Source organism: Micromonospora sp. NPDC092111, assembly GCF_044755745.1.
Taxonomy (GTDB): Bacteria; Actinomycetota; Actinomycetes; order Mycobacteriales; family Micromonosporaceae; genus Micromonospora.
Genome location: NZ_JBIVRQ010000001.1, coordinates 664,647 through 684,352 on the forward strand (window position 1 = coordinate 664,647; position 19,706 = coordinate 684,352).

General features: G+C 68.4%; 14 protein-coding genes. 7 read left to right on the plus strand and 7 right to left on the minus strand.

Annotated elements, in window-relative coordinates:
• Positions 1 to 108: 108 nt before the first annotated feature.
• The 3 genes from ACIQG9_RS02720 to ACIQG9_RS02730 all read right to left on the minus strand — a co-directional run bounded on the left by ACIQG9_RS02720 (position 109) and on the right by ACIQG9_RS02730 (position 3,667).
• Positions 109 to 1,290, minus strand: a complete 1,182-nt coding sequence (locus tag ACIQG9_RS02720) for an acyl-CoA dehydrogenase family protein (protein WP_400397788.1) — start codon at positions 1,288 to 1,290, stop codon at positions 109 to 111.
• 286 nt (positions 1,291 to 1,576) lie between these two features.
• Complete coding sequence (locus tag ACIQG9_RS02725; protein WP_400397790.1) at positions 1,577 to 2,959, minus strand: FAD-dependent oxidoreductase; 1,383 nt, start codon at positions 2,957 to 2,959, stop codon at positions 1,577 to 1,579.
• Between the two features lie 249 nt (positions 2,960 to 3,208).
• Positions 3,209 to 3,667: a hypothetical protein gene (locus ACIQG9_RS02730; RefSeq protein WP_400397791.1), complete on the minus strand. Its 459-nt coding sequence runs from the start codon at positions 3,665 to 3,667 to the stop codon at positions 3,209 to 3,211.
• A gap of 358 nt (positions 3,668 to 4,025) precedes the next feature.
• On the opposite strand from ACIQG9_RS02730, the gene ACIQG9_RS02735 reads away from it, so the two are divergent.
• Positions 4,026 to 5,696, plus strand: coding sequence for a B12-binding domain-containing radical SAM protein (locus ACIQG9_RS02735; RefSeq protein ID WP_400397793.1), 1,671 nt, complete (start codon positions 4,026 to 4,028; stop codon positions 5,694 to 5,696).
• Positions 5,697 to 6,039: 343 nt separating this feature from the next.
• On the opposite strand, the gene ACIQG9_RS02740 is transcribed toward ACIQG9_RS02735, so the two are convergent.
• Positions 6,040 to 6,210 (minus strand): hypothetical protein, encoded by a 171-nt coding sequence (locus ACIQG9_RS02740; RefSeq protein WP_400397795.1) that lies wholly within the window; start codon positions 6,208 to 6,210, stop codon positions 6,040 to 6,042.
• Positions 6,211 to 6,781: 571 nt separating this feature from the next.
• Here ACIQG9_RS02740 and ACIQG9_RS02745 point away from each other — a divergent pair.
• The 3 genes from ACIQG9_RS02745 to ACIQG9_RS02755 all read left to right on the plus strand — a co-directional run bounded on the left by ACIQG9_RS02745 (position 6,782) and on the right by ACIQG9_RS02755 (position 8,935).
• Positions 6,782 to 7,903 carry a pyridoxal phosphate-dependent aminotransferase gene (locus ACIQG9_RS02745; RefSeq protein WP_400398766.1) on the plus strand — a complete coding sequence of 374 codons (1,122 nt, stop codon included), beginning with the start codon at positions 6,782 to 6,784 and terminating at the stop codon, positions 7,901 to 7,903.
• 406 nt (positions 7,904 to 8,309) lie between these two features.
• Positions 8,310 to 8,564 carry a transposase family protein gene (locus ACIQG9_RS02750; RefSeq protein ID WP_400397797.1) on the plus strand — a complete coding sequence of 85 codons (255 nt, stop codon included), beginning with the start codon at positions 8,310 to 8,312 and terminating at the stop codon, positions 8,562 to 8,564.
• 83 nt (positions 8,565 to 8,647) lie between these two features.
• The gene (locus ACIQG9_RS02755; RefSeq protein WP_400397798.1) at positions 8,648 to 8,935 is read left to right on the plus strand and encodes a transposase; all 288 of its coding nucleotides are present in this window, start codon (positions 8,648 to 8,650) and stop codon (positions 8,933 to 8,935) included.
• A 103-nt stretch (positions 8,936 to 9,038) separates the two neighbouring features.
• Here ACIQG9_RS02755 and ACIQG9_RS02760 read toward each other — a convergent pair whose 3' ends face one another.
• On the minus strand, positions 9,039 to 14,030 hold the full coding sequence (locus ACIQG9_RS02760) for an amino acid adenylation domain-containing protein (RefSeq protein WP_400397800.1): 4,992 nt from the start codon (positions 14,028 to 14,030) through the stop codon (positions 9,039 to 9,041).
• Positions 14,031 to 14,835: 805 nt separating this feature from the next.
• On the opposite strand from ACIQG9_RS02760, the gene ACIQG9_RS02765 reads away from it, so the two are divergent.
• From ACIQG9_RS02765 to ACIQG9_RS02775, 3 genes are all read left to right on the plus strand, one after another.
• A complete protein-coding gene (locus ACIQG9_RS02765) occupies positions 14,836 to 15,207 on the plus strand; it encodes a hypothetical protein (protein ID WP_400397802.1) in 372 nt (123 codons plus the stop codon).
• Positions 15,201 to 16,406, plus strand: coding sequence for an NAD(P)/FAD-dependent oxidoreductase (locus tag ACIQG9_RS02770; protein ID WP_400397803.1), 1,206 nt, complete (start codon positions 15,201 to 15,203; stop codon positions 16,404 to 16,406). The genes ACIQG9_RS02765 and ACIQG9_RS02770 overlap by 7 nt, the downstream gene beginning before the upstream one ends.
• A 202-nt stretch (positions 16,407 to 16,608) precedes the next feature.
• The gene (locus ACIQG9_RS02775; protein WP_400397805.1) at positions 16,609 to 17,406 is read left to right on the plus strand and encodes a hypothetical protein; all 798 of its coding nucleotides are present in this window, start codon (positions 16,609 to 16,611) and stop codon (positions 17,404 to 17,406) included.
• Between the two features lie 392 nt (positions 17,407 to 17,798).
• Here ACIQG9_RS02775 and ACIQG9_RS02780 read toward each other — a convergent pair whose 3' ends face one another.
• Together ACIQG9_RS02780 and ACIQG9_RS02785 are read right to left on the minus strand one after the other, a co-directional pair.
• The gene (locus ACIQG9_RS02780) at positions 17,799 to 19,175 is read right to left on the minus strand and encodes a cytochrome P450 (protein WP_400397806.1); all 1,377 of its coding nucleotides are present in this window, start codon (positions 19,173 to 19,175) and stop codon (positions 17,799 to 17,801) included.
• 85 nt (positions 19,176 to 19,260) lie between these two features.
• Complete coding sequence (locus ACIQG9_RS02785) at positions 19,261 to 19,704, minus strand: acyl-CoA thioesterase (protein ID WP_400397808.1); 444 nt, start codon at positions 19,702 to 19,704, stop codon at positions 19,261 to 19,263.
• Between the last annotated feature and the right edge of the window lie 2 nt (positions 19,705 to 19,706).

Here is a 19,706-nt window from a genome sequence, read left to right on the forward strand (position 1 = left end):
GTGTCAATCGCGAGCCGCTTCGAGCGGCGCAGGGCTCAGATCGTGGGCGGCGGCCCGCCGGAGCGCGAAGCGCTGACGGATGTCCCCGGCGGCCGGCGAACCCGCCGATCAGATGTAGGGCGTGTTCGGGCCCAGACCGCAGAGGATCCGGCCATAGAGCTCCTGGTTGGTGCTCGGGTGCAGGATGGCGTGCAGGTTGAGCGTCTGCACGTCCCGCTGGATGCGCTGAATCGGCACGTCACGGTAGATCGAAGAACCGCCACTCGCACCAGCGAGGACGTCCACCGCCTCCTTGGACCGCTGGCATGCGGCACCCAGGTCAAGCCGGACGCGAGCCCGCTCCTCTAGCGTCCACTGCTCCCCCGCCAGCCCCTTGGCGTCGATCATGCGGGCCGCGCGGTGGGCATGGAATCCGACCTCGTCGATCCTGGTGATCGCCTCGGCGATCTCCAGATGGGTGATCGGCGCCTCGCTCTGGTTCTCGTAGCTGGTGTAGGTGATCTTTCGGCCGGGCAGCCGCTCAAGAAAAGCGTCCTTGGCGCCCAGCGCGAGGCCGAGCGCGGGCGCGCTGATCGTCGCGCATGCGGTGGGCATGAAGGGCGCGTTGAAGATCGCCGCAGTCGCGTTCAGCTTGGACAGGTGCTGACCCTGCAGCACGGGCCCCATCTGCAGCACCCGCTCCCGCGGGATGAAGAGGTCCTTCGCGATCGTGGTGACGCTGCCTGAGCCGCGCAGACCGGAGGTGTGCCAGTCGTCGATGACGTGCAGGTCCGCGATCGGAATGAGGGTCATGATCGGCGCGAAACCGCCGTCCTCGGTCGGCGTGACCGCCGCATTCGTGTTCCACGTACTCTGCTGCGCGCCGGTGTTGAACGACCACTTCCCGTTGATGATGTAGCCGCCATCCGTAGGCACGGCCACGGCGCCGGGGCTGAGGATTCCGCTGATACGCACGTCCGGCGTCGCGAACACCTCGTCCTGCACCTCGTCCGGGAACAGCCCCAACATCCAGGTGCTGATAGCCCATACCGCGGCCGTCCATGCGGTCGAGCCGTCGCCTCGCCCGAGCTCCGCCAGCACATCCACGACGGTTTCCATGTCGGACTCGTAGCCACCGTAGCGGACCGGAACCCGCATCTTGAGAAGATCAGCGCTGGTAAGCGCGTCGATAACATCGACGTGCATCTGCCGGTTGTCGTCCATCCAGGGGGCCTTCTCCCGCAGGAGCGGGATGAGCTCCGACGCGCGATGAACGAGCTCGGTCTTGGCCGGTGCGTGAACAGTCACCATCGTATTGCTCCTCCTAAGCGGACGTCCGCTGATGCGGTCATCGCCTTGCCACAGGCGACGCGGGGGTAGAGCCGAGCAGGTGGCTTGCTCGGAGCCGGGAACTGACCACCACGGTCAAGCTCCGTCGATTGCGTGAGCGTTGGCAGTAGCTGTTCGGCGCACCGATCGCACCGCGACCCCCGGAATCTCGTCTGGCCAACGAGTGACAGCGATCCTGCGGTTCAGATCGTCGAGGTCGGACTGCGAAGCGTCGATGCACAATGACCGCATATGCCACATTCCAGTACTAGTCGCGGCCTGCACTGAGCGGCACGGATGCCGGGAACTGGCTCGGCCGGCGACCGGACTGCCGCAACACCCGGAGAATCCTGCCTGGGTGGAGCAGGGCCGTCGGCTCGTCGATGAGGCCTGCCACCCTCATGAAGGCATTGGTGAGGCTCGCGTCGTGCACCGCCGCACGCTGGAGCCTCGCTATGTACGCGTTGATCATGCGGATCTTGGCGGTCCGCCGGCCTTCCACGCCCGCGTATCCGAGGTCCGCGATCGCCGCGAACTCCCACGGCGAATCGATCTGGCGGGAGATCTCCTGGAAGAACTCGTGCGGATCCGGCACCGTCGACTTGCTGAGCTTGTCGGCCAGGACGCGGGACTCGACGGCGGCGATGGCCATGCCCTGGGCGTACACGGGATTGAAACTGCACACCGCGTCGCCGATGACCAGAAACCCCTCCGGAAACCGTGTCAGCCGCTCGAAACGGCGGCGAACGCTCGCCGGGAAGCGGAACATCACCGGGTCGTTGATCGGCTCGGCCTCGCGAATGGACTCGTAGATCTCCGGCACCGGCAGCGAACGGACGTACTCGAGGAACCCCTCCGGGTCGGTCGGCGGGTAGTCGCCGAGAACCCCGGTGAGCGACAGCTCGACCCGTCCGCCTTCGCCGGGAAGCCGGTAATAGAAAGCACCACGCGGATGCGTGGGTGTCGCCGCCGCGATAATGGCGATGTCGCTGCCGAACGGGTCGGAAGGGACCCGGTAATGGCGGGTGGTGTAGGCGAGGTCGACCTTCACCCGGTCCTCCTCCGGCCGGGAGTAGCCGAACTCCTCCAGCCAGACCGGCGTCCGTGACCCCCGGCCGGTGGCGTCGATCACCAGGTCGGCACGGAGAACCTCGGGGTCCGAACCACCGTCGCGACGCTGCACGCGGGCGCCGATGATACGACCTTTGTCGGGCGTCGCCTCCAGCCCGACGATGTCGTACCCCGCCAGGAAGCGTATGTTGCTGACCTTCCCCACCCTGTTGCGGACCTGGTGCTCGACGACCGGCCGGGTGCACGGCACCGAAAGCAGGCCCGTCTTCGCCTGACGAAGCTGCATGCCGTTGAAGTACCAGCGAATCGCGCCACTGAAGTCACCTGCCTGGACGCCGGCGGCTTCCATGTCCGCCGTCAGCCCGGGAAACTGCTTCTCCAGGATCTGTTGCCCACGGGCGACCAGACCATGGGCGTGCCGACCGTGCGGGACGCCCTTCCGGTAACCCGCCACTCCGGCCAGTTCGTCGCGGTCCACCACGAGAACCTCGGGATACACCTCGGCGAGCACATTGGCGGCGAGCAGGCCAGCCAAGCTACCGCCAAGTACCACCGCGCGGCCGACAGGCTGTTCAGGCATCGCGATCCTCCTCCTCTGCGGACCAGAGACGTGTGCCTTCCCCACGCCGTCAACCCGGTGTCGGGCAAGCGAAAGCGCTGCCCGCTGCGTGAGCCCGGCAGGGCCGACTGGGTGTCAGAGCTATCTTCGGTGCTACCGGCGTGGGTGGCATCTCTGTCATTGCGGCCTCGATCGAGGCGGGAACGACGACCACGTGCCGGGAAGCGTGCACCCAGCAAGCCACGAGATGCCACCCTCCCTTGTCGCCCATCAGAATTTTGACTTGGATGCGTTTGGCCGGACAGGCCCGCCTCGCGCGATCCGCGACTCGCGGCCAAGGGAGTAGCGATGCCCTGCGACGGGTTCCACGGCCATGACACGACGCCGTCGGACGGCGAGCAGTACGGAGGTCTCAGCACGCGTTTCACATTGGTGGTGGTCGGGTGTGTTGAAGGTGCGGCGGTGTTGGGTGCTGGGGAGGGTTTCGTAGTCGCCGGGCAGGTGGTGGTGGGCGGTGATCCGGGCCAGGGCCCGTTCGACGACCGGGCGGTGGGGGTGTCCGACGACGCCGCGTTGGTCGGCGGGTTTGCCGACGGTCTCGACGGTGGTGTGCGGCGGGTCGCGGGTCCAGTCGACGGGGCGGCGGGCGTAGCCGGGGTCGGCGAGGACACGCCGGATGGGGGTCGCCGCGCCGCGGGAGTCGCGGGGCACGGTGTCTGCGCCTTTCACGCTCTGGGAGTCGATGGTCCCCGCCGTCGGCTCGGGCTGGCGGCCGTGGGCCAGGCGGACCTCCTTACCCGGTTCGGTCAGACTCCGCCCGGTCACTCCCCGCCGGTTCAACCGTTCGAAGTGGGCGTACCCGGTCTGCCACGGTGGGAAGCCGATCGGCAGGTACCGGCACCCGCAGCCAGTGCGTACGGCCTACCGACCGAGCCACATCCATCGACCGGATCCGACCCACACAAGCCGCGTGACGAAATCACAGAGTTATGGCGGACACGCGGTCGCTCGCCAGGAGCTGTGACGCTCTTCAACGAAATATTCAGTACAGGGCCACAGGACCTGTGAATAATCGGAGGTGCTGGCCATGAAGATGAGCCTCAAGCCCAATCAGGAAATCCTAGGGGCCGATCCTCGCTACCGCTGGGATTATCCCGGTGCCACGGTGTCTGATCCATCGAAGAAAATCCGATCCGTGTGGTATTTCGGTCTGCCGCTTACCTCCGCGCATCGCGATGCGCACGACGCCGGCAACGCGATGCTCGACGGGAGATCCGAGGAAGAGCGCCACCTCAACGAGGGATCCGTGTACCCGCATGCCAGCCTGGTCGAGATGATCACGTATCAGGCTAGATGCTTCCCGGACATCGCCTGGCGCTACGTCGACATGAGCCATCTGGACTGGCAGCAGGTCAGGACCGCCATCAACGAGGACCCGCCGGACGTTGCCGCCTTCACGGTCTACACGGCCACCACCCTGTGGGCCATGATCGTGGCGGCGGAGATCAAGCGCGTCAACCCCAAGGCCGTTGTGGTCTTCGGCAACGACCACGCCGGCATCCTTTACCAGGAGACGCTGACCGGCAAATACGGCAGCCGCCTGGTGGACTTCATCAGCACCGGCAACAACGGCCCGTTCACCATGATGGGCCTGCTGACCCACCTGCAGGGCGGGCTGGACCTGAGCAGGGTCCCCTCCCTCGCGTACCGGGCAGCCGGTGGTGAGGTCGTCAATCAGGACGCCGGCACGTTCCCGCTGGACCGTCGGATCCTGCCCGACTATCGGCTGATCCTCGACCAGCTCGAAAAGCACTATGACCGCGCGTTCAACGTCTGGTACTCCCAGCACTACGACCTGAAGCGGATGGTCACGGTGCCGCTGGATGGCGGGTGCACCTGGGGAAAGCGGCCGGGCCGCCGGTGCAAGCACTGCTCGATCCAGGGCCTGACCCCCAAGACGACGGATGTCGCGTCGGCGATTCCGGTGCTGGAGAACATCGTCGGAGAACTCGGCGCGAACGTGTACGCCACCGGCGACTCGACCCTCGGCTTCTCGCGCGAGCAGTGGGAAGGGAACATCTCCTACCTCAACGACATGGCGGATGCCTGCGCCAAGTCGCCGATCCTGCAAAAGCACCGGTTCATGCTGGCCTACGGGCTGGTCTACGAGTTCCTCGAGTCGGCGGAGCTGTGCAAGGGGTTCGTGCGCACGTGGAACGTGGGGCTGGAGGCATTCGACCCCAAGTTGCTCAAGGCGGACTCCAAGGGGATCAACAAGGGGCCGGAGCGGATCGAGGAGGCGCTGGAGCTCGCGCGTGACCTCGACTACAAGCTTTACGCATCGGGGATCATGGGCCTACCGGGAACGACGCTGAAGATGCTCAAAACCGAGGTGAACAGCTGGCTGTCGATGGCCGACACCTACCGCGACCTGATCACCAGCATCTCCGTCGCGGCGCCCGGGATCATCCCCGGCTCGCGCATGTACTGGGACAGCTACAACGCCTCTGCCCAGGTCCGTGCCTGGCACGGCGAAATCCTTCCCGCGAGACGGATGACAGCCCTCTACATTCGCGAGAACACCGAGGTGGAGCTCGAGGACGTGGAAGCGGCGATCACCGACCTCAGGAACGGGATCCTTCAGATAAGCGGCCCGATGGAGCATATGAAGTTCGGCTACTACATGCTGGGCGGTCGAGACGAGGACGAGGCGGCTGAATACCGCCTCCTGGAGGAGATCTGCTCTCAGCTCGACTAGTCACCGGTGCCGCACCCTCCTGTCGAGATGGTCCACGAGCTGCGTCGTCGCCCTGGGCTGGGCCCTCGAACGGCCCAGCTCGCGGCCGGACCTCCCGCGCGCCCAGGTCCGCGACGCCGCGACCGCAGTGTGGCCATCCGCTCGCGCGGCACCGCGATCTCCGCGTCGCGCCCGCGATCCGTCCGTCCCGTTCGGCCTGCGGCTGCCGCGGCCGCGCGTTCGCCCCCTCGTCGGACCTCGGGCGCGCCGCACCACACCACGACTCCGTACGTCCCCGCGAACAGCAGCCGGCGGATCGAGCCGAGGACAAGGCAGGGTCATTGCGTTCTCGGGTTGCTGCTGGTCACGGCGCGGCTGAGGTCGTGTGGGCGGCGGTGGCGCGGCGGGTGGCGCGGGCGATCCTGGTGTCGCCGTTGGTGCGGTGGTAGCCGGTCGCGGCGTCGCGGAGTGTGGCGGTGACGGTGGGTCCGGTGCCGGTGGCGGGCCTGGTGGAGGTCTTCACAGAGAGCCGCATCCGGCACGTGGCGGGTCGTGTCGTCGATGTCCCATTCGCGGCGGGCCCCACCTTCAACACACCCGACTTATACCAATGTGTGTCGCGAAGCGTGGAGAACTCCATGATCACCGGCGTACTGCCACCCGCCACCTCCCGCCTCCACAGAGGCCATTCACCCGTAGATCACCAGCTCGGGACACCGGCCGACCGACTACGCAATCACCCTGAAGGACAAGGTTTGGAGGGATCGGGGCAACATATCTAGGTACATCTTCTTCAAACGCTTGGCGGTAGGCTGCCTGTCGGCCGTATTCGAAAGGGTGAGTGGTTGCTTGTGGTCAACCAGCGGGACATTACCTACGACAATGGGGTCGACCAGCCAGGACGCTCATCGTCGGAGGCCCGTCACCCACGGCCTCACGTGCTGACCATGCTCGGCGGCAGCCTGGACCGCGCAGACCTTCGGGGTCCCACCCCAAACGCCCCGTAAAATCCTGGGAGGAATCAGCTCATGTCGGTAACGCCAGATCTGGAGAACATATTCAGGTCGCCAGCGAACATTCCCGTTGGCGAGTCGGTGATCCGCGGTATGACCCGCGCGTGCCAGGCAGCAAACGCCGTGAATTTGGCACAGGGCATACCGAACTATCCGCTTCCGGTGAGCATTCAGGAGGCCGCCGTGGCGGCCATTCGGTCGAACGACAACCAGTACACGTCCCCCCGCGGCAGCATGCAGTTCCTCCAAGCCATCAGCGAATTCGAGAAGCGGCGCTGGGGCATGCCGGCGCCCTACGACCCGGAAACGCAGATCTGCGTCACGTGTGGGGCGACCGAGGGCATGCTGGCCGCGCTGCTCGCCGTGGCGGAGAAGGGGTCCAACGTCATCATCGTCGAGCCGGCCTATGAGTCGTACGCGGTCAATCTGCGACTCATCGACGTGGAAGCCAGGTATGTCCAACTGAAGGGTCCCGATTGGGTGCTCGATCCGGCGGAGATCGCCGCCATTGCCGACCGGAACACACGTGCGGTCATCATCAACTCACCGCACAACCCGACCGGGCGCGTTTTCACGCGGGAGGAGACTCAAGGCTTGGCCGACGTGTGCCTGCGGCTTGGCCTCGTCGTCATCCATGACGCGATCTACGATGAGCTCTACTTTACGAATGAGCGACCGACCAGAATTGCCGACATCCCCGGCATGGATCAGCAGTCGATTACGATAAACGCGCTTTCGAAGATGTTCTCCGTGACCGGCTGGCGGGTCGGCTGGGTAACCGGGCCGCAGAACCTCATGGAGCGTGTGGCCCGCGTGCATGATTTCCTCACGATCGCGGCTCCGACTCCGTTTCAGGCGGCCGGCGCCGCGGCGCTCTCGCTGCCGGCGAGTTACTTCGAAGAGCTGAGAGAAGTCTACGGAAAGCGACGGGACATACTCGTCACCGGGCTCGAGAAGTGCAATATCGAGTTCCAGCGGCCGGCCGGCGCCTACTACGTCATGTGTGACGCCACCTCGTTCGCGCGCCCCGGGGAAGGGGAATCGCAGCTGGTGCAGCGCCTGCTGCGGGAAGGCGGCGTCGGCGTCGTGCCCGGCCAGTGCTTCTACGGTTCGGACCGGACCGGCCCGCCGCAGATCCGGATCGCGTTCGCGAAGGACGAGGACACTGTCGCCGAAGGCGCCCACCGCCTCTACAGCTATCTCAGTGCGGACTGACGAAAGTCCCCTTTTTGTCCGTACCCCGATGGCAGGGGATTGCGTAGGCGGTCGGCGGGTGTCCTGAGCTGGGGATCTACGGGGTGAGTGGCCGCTGTGGAGGCGGAAGGTGGCGGGTGAGATTACGTCGGTGATCATGAAGTTCTCTACGCTTCACGACCCCCGAGGAATCTCACCCGCCGATGTCATCAGGCCCGATCCCGGCACTGTCCGCAGTTGTCGGCACCGCTGACGGACCACCACCCGGTCACCGATGGTGAGACGACGGGACTACCGCATGCCTTGTCGGCAGTCCCGGGTCCCCTGCTGCGCCGTACCGCCGTGGACCGGTGGCGCATCGTCTCGGAGGCGTTCCTCGGGGTCCGCCCGGCCCAGCAGGTCGCGACCCACGCGGGTGCGTCACCCGATGGCCGGCCTCCTCGCGGTCGCGGTGTGCGCGGTGCTGGCCGGCGCGACGTCGTTCACCGCGATCACCGACGGGCTACCCGATCTGGCCGAGCGGGCCAGGGACCGACTCGGATTCGGCCGGGGCGTACCCGTGGGCACGACGGTGTGGCGGTTGCCGACCCTCCTGGACGACCGGCTGCTGGCCACCGATCTGGCTGGCTGCGGACCCGCGCCCGGCCGGTCACACCTCGGTCACGCAGGTGTCGGACGGTGATCACCGTGGACGGGAAGACCCCGCGTGGAGCCCACCGTCCCGACGGCGGCCAGGTCCGCCCTGCTCTCCGCGCTGGACATCCGATGGTCCCCGCCAAGGCCCACCAGCGCGCCCTGTTCACCCAGTTCAAAGCCCTGCCCTGGGCGCAGATCCCCGCCGGTGACCGCCGCCGCGACCACGGGCACGGCCACCGGGAGGCCCGCACCGCCAAAGCCGTCACCGTGCACACCCCCGGCGGTATCGCCTCCCCACACGCCCAGCAAGCCGACCGGATCGCCCGCACCCGCGCCAACGCCGACATCGCCCGCGCCACCCGCCGCCCACACGACCTCGGCCACGCCGTGACCAGCAGCAACCCGAGAACGCAATGACCCTGACCCCGATGGTGGACGGTTGAAGCGCACCGGGTCTGTGGAAGCTCCACCAGACCCAGTGCGCTTCAGCCTCCACGCGACAGCCTTCACGCGACAGCCTTCACGCGACGTTGGCGCTCGCGCTGCGCTGGTCTGTGCTGGACGGTGACACCTGGCTGGTGACGCCGTTGACGGAGGGGTTGGCGAGGAAGGCTTTCAGCCCGATCTTGATGTCGAGCTGGTCTTCGAGCCGGGCCAGGAGGATGGCGGCGAGCAGGGAGTGGCCGCCCAGGTCGAAGAAGTTGTCGTCGACTCCGACCCGGTCGACGCCCAGTGCCTGGGCGAACAGGTCACACAGCACCGACTCGCGCGCCGTGGCCGGTTCCTGGCCGCTGGCCACGGCGCTGTAGTCCGGCGCCGGCAACGCACGCCGGTCCAACTTCCCGTTGACCGTCAGCGGCAACGCATCCATCACCACCACCGCCGACGGCACCATGAACTCCGGCAGCGTCCGCGCGATCTCCTGCCGTGCCGCGGCCGGATCCACCCGGCCGCCGGACGCCGGCACCACGTACGCCACGAGCCGCCGATCGCCGGGACGGTCCTCCCGGGCCACCACCGCGGCCTGGCCCACTTCCGGCTGCGCGACCAGCGCCGCCTCGATCTCGCCCGGCTCGACCCGGAAGCCCCGGATCTTCACCTGCAGGTCGACGCGCCCCACGAACACCAGCAGGCCGTCGGCATTCCACCGGACCAGGTCGCCGGTGCGGTACATCCGCTCGCCCGTACCGAACGGGCACGCCACAAACCGCTCGGCGGTCAACCCGGGCCGGTTCATGTACCCCCGCGCCATGCCCGCGCCGGCGATGTACAGCTCACCCGTCACGCCCACCGGCACCGGCCGCAGGGCGCTGTCGAGCACGTACAGCCGCATGTTGGCCATCGGGCCGCCGATCGGCACCGGCTGCGCCGCCTGCTCGTCCGAGAACTCGGTCATCGCGTGCAACGTCGTGAACGTCGTCGACTCGCTCGGCCCGTACCCGTTCACCATCAGCACGCCCGGACACCGCTCGACCACCCGCCGCACCGCGGTGCCGGACACCGCGTCCCCGCCGACCACCACCATCCGCAGCCCGGCGAGCGCCGACGGCTGCTCCGCCGCCACCGCGTCGAACAGCGCCGACGTGAGCCACATGGCCGTCGGTGCCGCCCACGCGATCACTTCCGCCAGGCGCGCGATGCTCATCTCCTCCGGCGGTGCCGCCACGTGCGTGCCCCCGCGCAGCAGCGCTATCCACAGCTCGTACGTCGAGATGTCGTACGAATGCGGCGAGTGCACCAGCATCCGTTCATGCACGCCGTCCGGCCACGCCGGATCCAGCACCATGTCCACGACGTCCTGGTGCGTCACCGCGACCCCCTTGGGCACCCCGGTCGACCCGGACGTGAAGATCACGTACGCCAGCCGGTCCGGGTGGATTTCCGCGTCCGCGAAGTCCTCCCGCGTCCCGGTGGCGGCGTCCGCGGCCGTCGCCAGCAGGATCGGCGCACCATCCGGGCTGACCTGCCCGGCGAGCTCCGCCAACTCCTCGTCGCACAGCACCGCCACGGCGCCCACATCGCCGGCCACGAACGCGATCCGCGACACCGGCCAGCTCACGTTGACGGGCACGTACACGCCGCCCGCCTTCAGGACGGCCAGCAGCGCCACCCACAGCTGCGCCGACCGCCGCATGACGACGAGGACCCGCGACTCCGCTGTGACGCCCGCGTCCACCAGCATCGCCGCCAGCCGGCTGGACCGCTCGTCCAGCTCCCGGAAGGTCAAACTCGTCTGGCTGTCGACGACCGCGACCGCGTCCGGGGTCCGGGCCACCTGCGCCGCGAACACCCCGGGCACCGTCGCCGGGGCCACCTCCAGCACGGTGTCGTTCCACCGGTGTACGACCAGCTCCCGCTCGGCCGGCGTCAGCAGTTCCAGCTCGCTGATCCGGCGACCCGGGTCGGCGGCGGCCTGGCTCAGCAGTCGCGCCAACCGGCCGCCGAGGGCGTTCGCGGTCGACTCGTCGAACAGGTCCCGGGCGTACTCGAACGAGCAGGTGATCCCGGCCGGCGAGCCGTCGGCGGCGTACTCCGGGCGGAAGAACATGGTGAGGTCGAACTTGGCCGTCTCGCCGGCCAGCGACTCGGCCTGCGCCTGCAGGCCCGGCACCTGCCACTGCCTGCTGGTGTCGTCGTCAGAGGTGAGCATCACCTGGAACAGCGGGTGCCGCGAGGCGGACCGGATCGGGTTGAGTTCCTCCACAAGGCGCTCGAACGGCACGTCCTGATTGGCGAAGGCGGTCAGGTCCAGCTCCCGCACCCGGCCCAGCAGCTCGCCAAAGCCCGGGTCCCCGGACAGGTCCACCCGCAGCACCAGCGTGTTGCCGAAGAACCCGACAAGATCGTGGAGCGCCTCGTCGGTGCGGCCGGCCACCATCGTGCCGATGGGGATGTCGGTGCCCGCCCCGGAGCGCGACAGCAGCATGGCCAGCCCTGCCTGCAACACCATGAACACCGTCACCCGGTGGGCGCGCGCCAGCTCCTCGATACTGCGGTGCAACCCGGCGTCCAGCTCCAGCTGGACCAGGCCGCCACGATGTGACGGCTGCGGCGGCCGCAGCCGGTCAACCGGCAGGTCCAGCTGATCGGGCAGCCCCGCCAGCGCGGAGCGCCAGAACTGCAGCTGCCGAGCCAGCACACCGTCGCCGTCCCGGTCCTCGCCCAGCAGCCGGCGCTGCCACAGCGTGTACTCGGCGTACTGCACCGGCAGCGGCGCCCACTCCGGCGCCCGCCCCTCCAGCCGCGCCCGGTACGCCTCGCTCAGGTCCCGTACCAGCACCCCGGCCGACCAGCCGTCGCTGGCGGTGTGGTGCATCACCAGCACCAGTACGTGCTCCGCGGGCCCCATCCGGAACAGCCACCCGCGCACCGGCAGCTCGCCGGCCAGGTCGAAGACGTACCGCACGGCCTGTTCCAGCAGGCCCGGCAGGCTCGTCTGATCAGCCGCCGCCATCGTCACCTGCGGCACCGCGACCGAGGCGTCCACCACCTGCTGGTACGGCTGACCGTCCGCGACCGCGAACACGGTACGCAGCGCCTCATGCCGGCCCACCACATCCCGCAGCGCGGCCGTCAGCGCCGCCGCGTCCAGGCCGCCACGCAGCCGCCATGCGAACGGCACGTTGAACAACGGGCTCGGGCCGTCGTACTCGTTCATGAACCACAACCGCTGCTGAGCGAACGACAACGGCAGCCGCTCCGGCCGGTCCACCACCCGTGCCAACGGCGTCCGCGCGCTGCCCGCCTCCAGGAGCGACCGTGCCAGCGACTGGACCGTCGGATTCTCGAACACCACCCGGATGTCCAGCTCCACACCCAGCGCCGACCGCACCCGACTGATCAACCGCGTAGCCATCAGCGAATGGCCGCCCAGGTCGAAGAAGTTGTCCTCGACTCCGACCCGATCGACACCCAGGACCTGCGCGAACAGCTCAGCCAGCACTGCCTCCTGCGGGGTGGCAGGTTCCTGGCCGCCAGCCGCGGCGCTGAAGTCCGGCGCTGGCAGCGCCAGCCGGTCCAGCTTCCCGCTCACCGTCAGCGGCAGCGCGTCCATCACCAGCACCGCGGCCGGCACCATGTATCCCGGCAGCGTCCGGGCGGCCTCCTGCCGGAGCGCCGCCGGGTCCACCTGGCCGCCGGGCTCGGGCACCACATAGCCGACCAGTCGCGGGTCGCCGGGACGGTCCTCCCGCATCACCACCACCGCGCGGCCCACTCCCGGCTGCGCGGCCAGCACTGCCTCGATCTCGCCCGGCTCGATCCGCAATCCCCGGATCTTCACCTGGTCGTCGGCGCGTCCCAGGAACTCGAGCTGGCCGTCACCGGCCCACCGAACCAGGTCCCCGGTGCGGTACATCCGCTCCCCCGTGCCGAACGGGCACGCCACGAACCGATCCGCCGTCAACGCCGGCTGATTCAGGTACCCCCGCGCCAGCCCCGCGCCCGCGAGGTACAGCTCACCGGTCACCCCCACCGGGACCGGCCGCAACCCGTCGTCCAGTACGTACACCTGCGCGCCCGGCAGCGGCCGGCCGATCGGGACCGGGCCGTCGTCCAGATCGGGTCCGGCCGCCACGTCACTGGCGGTGGCGTACACCGTGGCTTCGGTCGGCCCGTACGCGTTGACCACCTGGGCGCCGGGCACCGCCGCCCGCACGGCCCGCAGCACCGGCCCGGTCAGCGCCTCGCCCGCCAGCACGACTGTCTGCGCGGTCGCGGACGTCTCCGCGGCGGCCAGCACCCCCGCCATCGCCGAGGGCGCGGTGCTGATCAGACTCCCCGACCATCCGCTCCGCGCGAGTACCAGCACATCCTGCACCACCTCCACGCACCCGCCGCAGGCCAGCGGTCCGAACACCTCGAAGACCGACACGTCGAAGCTCAACGACGTCGACGCCAGCACCCGGCCGAACCGGTCCGCGCCGAACGTCGACGCCGCCCACGACACGAACCACGCCGCCGAGTGGTGCTCCACCGTGACACCCTTGGGCCGGCCCGTCGACCCCGACGTGTAGATCACGTACGCCGGGTGCCCGGGCAGCAGCGGTGCGAGCCGGTCGGCATCGGACAGACCGGTACCGGGCAGGGCGGTCACGGCGGCTTGGACCGCCGGGTCGTCCAACATGATCATCAGCTCGCCGCTCACGCCCGGGCGCGCGCCGTCTGTCGCCGCGCCCAGAGCGGCGGTCGTGGCCAGGGCGCGTGAGGTGAGGATGGCGGTGGGGGCGGCGTCGGCGAGCATGAACGCGATCCGGTCGGCGGGGTTGGCCGGGTCGATCGGCAGGTAGGCCGCGCCAGCCTTGAGCACCCCCAGGACCGCGACGATCATCTCCGCGGAGCGTTCTGTCGCCACAGCGACCAGCCGCCCCGGCCCGGCACCTCGCGTGACCAGGTACCGGGCCAGCCGGTTCGACCTCGCGTCCAGCTCCGCATACGACAGCGACGCGTCCCCGAACACCACCGCGACCGCGGTAGGAGTCCGGGCTGCCTGCGCCGCGAACAACTCACCCAAGAGCCCCTCCGCCGGGGCAGAAGAATCCGGCGTTACCTGGTCACTGACGCGCGTTGTCACGGCTGCTCCACTCACTTACGCTCGGCTTTGATTAGGCTGTTGAGCCATATGTCGGTCCAATGCTCTGCTACGTACTTGATGTGCTGATTCTCGTATCACGAGAACCAGGCAAAGGACATCGCTCGCTTACACTGGTCGATGACCCAGGATCGCATCTTGTTTCCGTCGGCGCATCTCCGGGAGTGCTCGACCTCCGTTTTAGCCGGTGGTAGCGAGCATTCTGGGAGGTGCGACGAGATAGCGGCACGGGCAAGCCTCGCTCCCATGACGCAGCGAGAAGACCCCGAGACAGGGCATACGATCTCCTGGCCCAGTGCGTACGACATCCTTCCTCGGTCTGGGCCTTGACGAAGCACTCTCGCGGACTTTGCCGCAGGTCACCACCGATGCTGCCAAATGTGTCATCGACCGCGCACATCCTCCGTTGCTTTCGTCGACGAGGAAAGACACGCACCTGAACGACGCCGTGGAACGCGCGATCAAATTCATTTGTGCGCGGTACGGCAAGCCGCTCCCACTCCGAATATCGCGGACAGCGCGAGACTGAGCCGCTTCCTCGAAAATGAACGTGACCGACATCGCGTTCGCCGTCGGCCACAACACACTCGGAACGTTCGGCAACCATTCTACGGATAGCGTCGGTGTCTCGCCGGCAGGTTTCGCCGCATGTCCTGGAACGGCAGACTGATGACGTCGTGGCCCGGCCTCGGACGAGCCGTCTTCGTGCCGACCAAAGGATGTGCCCGTGGGCAACCGGTTCCTTCAGGCTGTGGCGGTGGCGGACAGCACCGATCCCGAACCGTGGACCCGCGGAACGCTGCTCATCGGCGGCACCGGACACGTCGGCGTCGCCCAGGGCGTGGCCATCTCGGCCCGGTTCGACCTGCGCCCGAGCCTGCCGACGGGACCTGCCGATCCTCCTCGATCTGCCCAGCCTGGAGCCCGAACCCGAGGACGCTCTGTCGCACTCGGCCGAACTCGCCGTTCACCGGTCTTCCGGACCGCCAATCCCGCCGGCGCACTCCACCGACCGGGGGTCGAGGCGAACGGCCTGACGCGGGTCGGGCACGGGCAAAGTTGGTGGGGGCTGGTGACCGGCCTGACGATGGAATGGTGACCTACGACGCTATTGTGGTGGGGGCGCGGTGTGCGGGTGCCACAACGGCGCTCCTGCTAGCCCGAGCGGGGCACCGGGTGCTCCTGCTGGACCGTACCGAGTTCCCGAGCGACACCCTGTCCACTCTGTACATCCACCAATCCGGGGTCGAACGACTCGCCCGATGGGGCCTGCTCGACCAGGTCCGGCAGTCCGGCTGCCCACCGCTACAGACCGTCAGCTACCGCGTCGCCGACGTCTACCTGCGCGGACCAGCACCGACGCTACCGGGCGTGGTCGGCGCCTACGCTCCCCGTCGATACATTCTCGACACCATCCTCGTCGAAGCCGCCGCGGCCGCCGGCGCCGAGGTCCGCGACCACACACTGGTCACCGGCCTCACCACCGACGACGGTCGAGTAACCGGCGTCCGCCTGCGCACCAACAACGGCATCGAGACAACCGAACGGGCCAACCTCGTCATCGGTGCCGACGGGATGCGGTCCACCATCGCCAAACTCGTCGACGCACCTCTCTACGCCGAACACCCCAACCTCACCTGCGTCTACTTCACCTACTGGTCGGGCATACCAGCCGACTTCGAAATCTACGAACGCCCCGGCGGCTGGGTCGCCGCAGTAGGCACCCACGACAACCTCACCCTGATCGCCGGCTACCTACCCCAGGCCCAGTTCGCCCACGTACGACGCGATCCCAAGGCCGCCTACCTGGCCAACATCCAAGCCACCGCACCTCCCCTGTGGCAACGGCTCTCCGAGGCAACCATGGCCGACCGCCTCTACGGAACCGGCGACCAACGCAACTTCTTCCGCCACGCTCACGGCCCCGGCTGGGCCCTCGTCGGCGACGCCGGCCACCACAAAGACTCCATCAACGCACACGGCATCACCGACGCGTTCCACCAATCAGAACTCCTCGCCACCGAACTCAACAGTGGTGACGACCCAACAGCCACCATCAACGACCCCATCCGACAACACGCCGCCCTCGCCCGCTACGCCGCCGCCCGAGACCAACACATGAAACCCACCTACCACACCAACCTCGTCACCGCCCGCCTCGACCCCGACCCCCACCTACTCACCCTCCTCCGCGCCATCCAAGACTCCCCGGAACTCACCGAGCGCTACTTCCAGGTGGTCGCGGGCATCCTCTCGCCGGAGGACCTCTTCACCAGAGACCTACTCGCCCGACTGTGACGTGCGGGCGGCGGACGCACACCCGAGACCGCACTGTCCGATAAGAACTCGCGCGCCGGTGCGGAGACGATGGCTATGAGCGGCGGCCGAGCGAAGCCGTCCCGAGCTGGCGATGGACCAGCCGATATCGCTCCCGAGTGGCGGCTGGCTCCCGGTTAACAGGGCCGCAGGCCGCGCGGTGACCCGACCGGAGAAGGACGACATGACGCGTTCAGACCTCGACGAACTGGTGCTACGGCGGCTCAGCGCCGGCGAAGCCGATCCCATCCTGGTAGCCGACTTCCAGGCGTTGTCCATGGCGCCGCGCCTGAGCGAGATGCTCAGCGAGAGCGTTCAAGGCAGGCCGGTGTTCCAGATCGACCCCATCGGCGTGCTCAGCGGGACGCACCTCTACGTTCCGCTGCCGGAGCTGGCCGCGGCCTGCGCGGACGAGTTCCTGAGGTCCGGCGCGGACCAGGGCCATGTGTTCGTGATAGGGCACTGCAGTTCCTCGGCGCTGTCCCTGCGCGTCGCGGACCTGTTGGCGTCCAGCCGTCCGGTCACCGCCCTACTGGTGCAGCCGGCATGGGTCGACGACGAACTTGTGCAAGCGAAATTCGACGAGTACCTCGCGAAGTTCGGCCCGGCACCCCACTCGTGCCCGGATCTGGACGCGGATCCTGGGGCGGTCGTCGCCGCGATGGAGCAGCTCTTCCGTGATGAGGTGACCGCACTGGCGGCCGGCCGGAACCTCACTGGCGCGATGGGAGCCTTCTCGGACCTGATCGTCTGGTACCGCGGCTGGCTCGCCTTCCTGCTGGCGTGCCGGAACGACACGTCCATCGAGCAGGCCGTCGGCCGGGCGGCGGTGACGGTGCTGTCCGACTCCCCCTCGACAGTCGAGGTGAAGGGCCTCAGCCGGGATGCCTACCAGGTGGTGGAGCTGCCGACGCCCCAGCCGGCAGGTGCTATCAAGCCCGAGCTGGCCGAATTCATCGCGACGCACGTCGGGCCGCACTGAGCGTCCACCGTCTGGGATGCCTGCGGCAACTGGCCTCCGATCAGGAGGCGGTGGCGCGAACTGCTCGACACGACCTGCGCCGGCGACTGGCCGGCGCAGGTCGTTCGGGTTGGCCGGCGGGGCACGGCCAGCGGCGATGACGCCCGGGGACTACGCCGAGCCCGGCTTGACCGCCCGCGTCGCGAAGTAGCCGGACATATACCGGGCGGTCGCGTCCGCGTGGTGCGGGGCTTCGGCGAACCCGTCTAGCAATAGCGATGAACATGCTCATGTCGCGGCGCCTGGCCCGAACCCACCAACTAATAACCAGATTCCTCAAACGCCCCTGTAAGAGGACGTCGCCGACGAACCAATTCGATCCGCCGGTGCTCCCCGCATTGCCCGACGGCCGACTACCCCGGCGACCCGGCCGAGCCGGCCGGCCGCACCCGTACCGGCAGGCCGCCGCGGATACGCAGCGACAGCATCGGTTCGGCCACCACCTGGTATCCGGGCTGGACGGTCAGCCGCAGTTCCCGCGTCACCATCGCGATCACGAACGCGGCCTCCATCAGCCCGAGGTGGTTGCCGACGCAGAACCGCGGGCCGGCCCCGAACGGAAGGTAGGCGTACCGGGACCGGGAGACGGTGTTGGCCGGATCGAAGCGCTCGGGGTCGAAACGCTCTGGCTCCGCCCAGAACTCCGGGTGCCGGTGCAGGGTGAAGGGGCAGATCAGCACGTCCCTGCCGGCCCGCACCGGATAGCCGCCGACCTCGTCGGGTCCCTGCGCGATGCGGGAGAGCATCCACACCGGTGGGTAGAGTCGCATGACCTCACTGATCACCATCGACGTGTAGGTCAGCCGGTGCAGGTCCTCATGGACCGGCAGCCGGTCCCCGAGCACCTGCACCGCTTCAGCGCGCAGCCGCTCCCGTACCTCGGGGTGGCGGTCGATCATGTAGAACGACCAGCTGAGAGTGCTGGCGGTGGTCTCGTGTCCAGCCAGCAGCAGGGTGACCATCTCGTCGCGCAGGCGCTGCCGACCGACCTCGGGGTCGCTCTCCTCGCGGGTCGAGCGGATGAGGCACGCCAGCGCGTCGTTGTCGTCCGCTCCGTCGCGCCCCTGCCGTTCGGCCACCATCTGGTCGACGATGCGCTGCAGGTCCCGCCGGGCCCGCCGGAAGCGTAGCTGCTTGGGCAGCGGCACCCACATCGGGACCATGCTCATCGACGCCAGCTCGAACATCGCCTGGTCCTGCATGGCCTCGAACGAGTGGCTGAGCGAGCTGTACCCGTCGAGGTCGGTGTCGAGCAGGGTGCGGCCGAGCACGCCGAGGGTGAGCGCGGTCAGCTCACGCGGCAGATCGAACGGTTCGCCGTCGACGCGGGCGCGCAGCCGATCCACCAGGCGGTCCGCCTCCGCGGCGACGACGCCGGCCTGCTGCGCGATGCGCCTGGCCTGGAACACCGGCTGGATCACCTTGCGCTGCTTGCGCCACAGCTCGCCCTCGCTGGTGAGCAGGCCGTCGCCCAGCGCGCGCCGGGCGTGCACCAAACCGATGCCCTTGTGGTAGTTCTGGCTGTTGTCGGCCAGGACGTGCTTGGCGTGGTCGGGGTGGTTGAAGAAGTAGAGTGCCCGCGATCCCGGGCCGAGGCGCACCGCGTCGCCGTAGGTGTTGGCGGCCGAGGTCATCATCCCGAGCCGATCCCGGCCAAGCTGCCACAAGGTGCTGAGGTGGCCCGGTCCGCTCGGCCCGGGCGGCACTCGGCGTGGCGGTACAGGCGTCACGTCGTCACCCCGGTGGCGCAAGCGCCGAACGCCCGCCGCGACAGCTTCGGGTCGGACACCTCGGCGGAGGGCCAGGGGTCGGGTTTCACGCTGGCCTCCTGCTTGTCGTGTACGGTGCGAGCGCCCGGACCAGCGACTCCGGAACGCGGGTCGGTACGGTCCTCGTGTTGGGTCCCCGCATGCAGGCGACCCGCTGGTGCCCCCGGGCGATCAGCGTCTCGGCGCCGCCCGGGTCGAGCCTGACGTAGTCGAAGCTGAACGCGATCTGGGTCTGGGCCGACTCGTCCAGGCGCATCCGGATCGAGAGGTCGTCGAACGCGGTGATCTCGGCGAAGAACGCGCAGTTCACCTTCAACGTGAAAAGCTTCAGGTCGTCCTGCAGCTCCGCGAGCACGTCCGGTGCCCGTTCCTTGAGGAACATCTCCCGGCAGCGGCCCTGCCAGCGCAGGTAGTTGACGTAGTACACGTTGCCGACGATGTTGGTTTCCTCGAAGCCGACGGTGTGCAGGTATTCGTAGAACTTGTCCACGG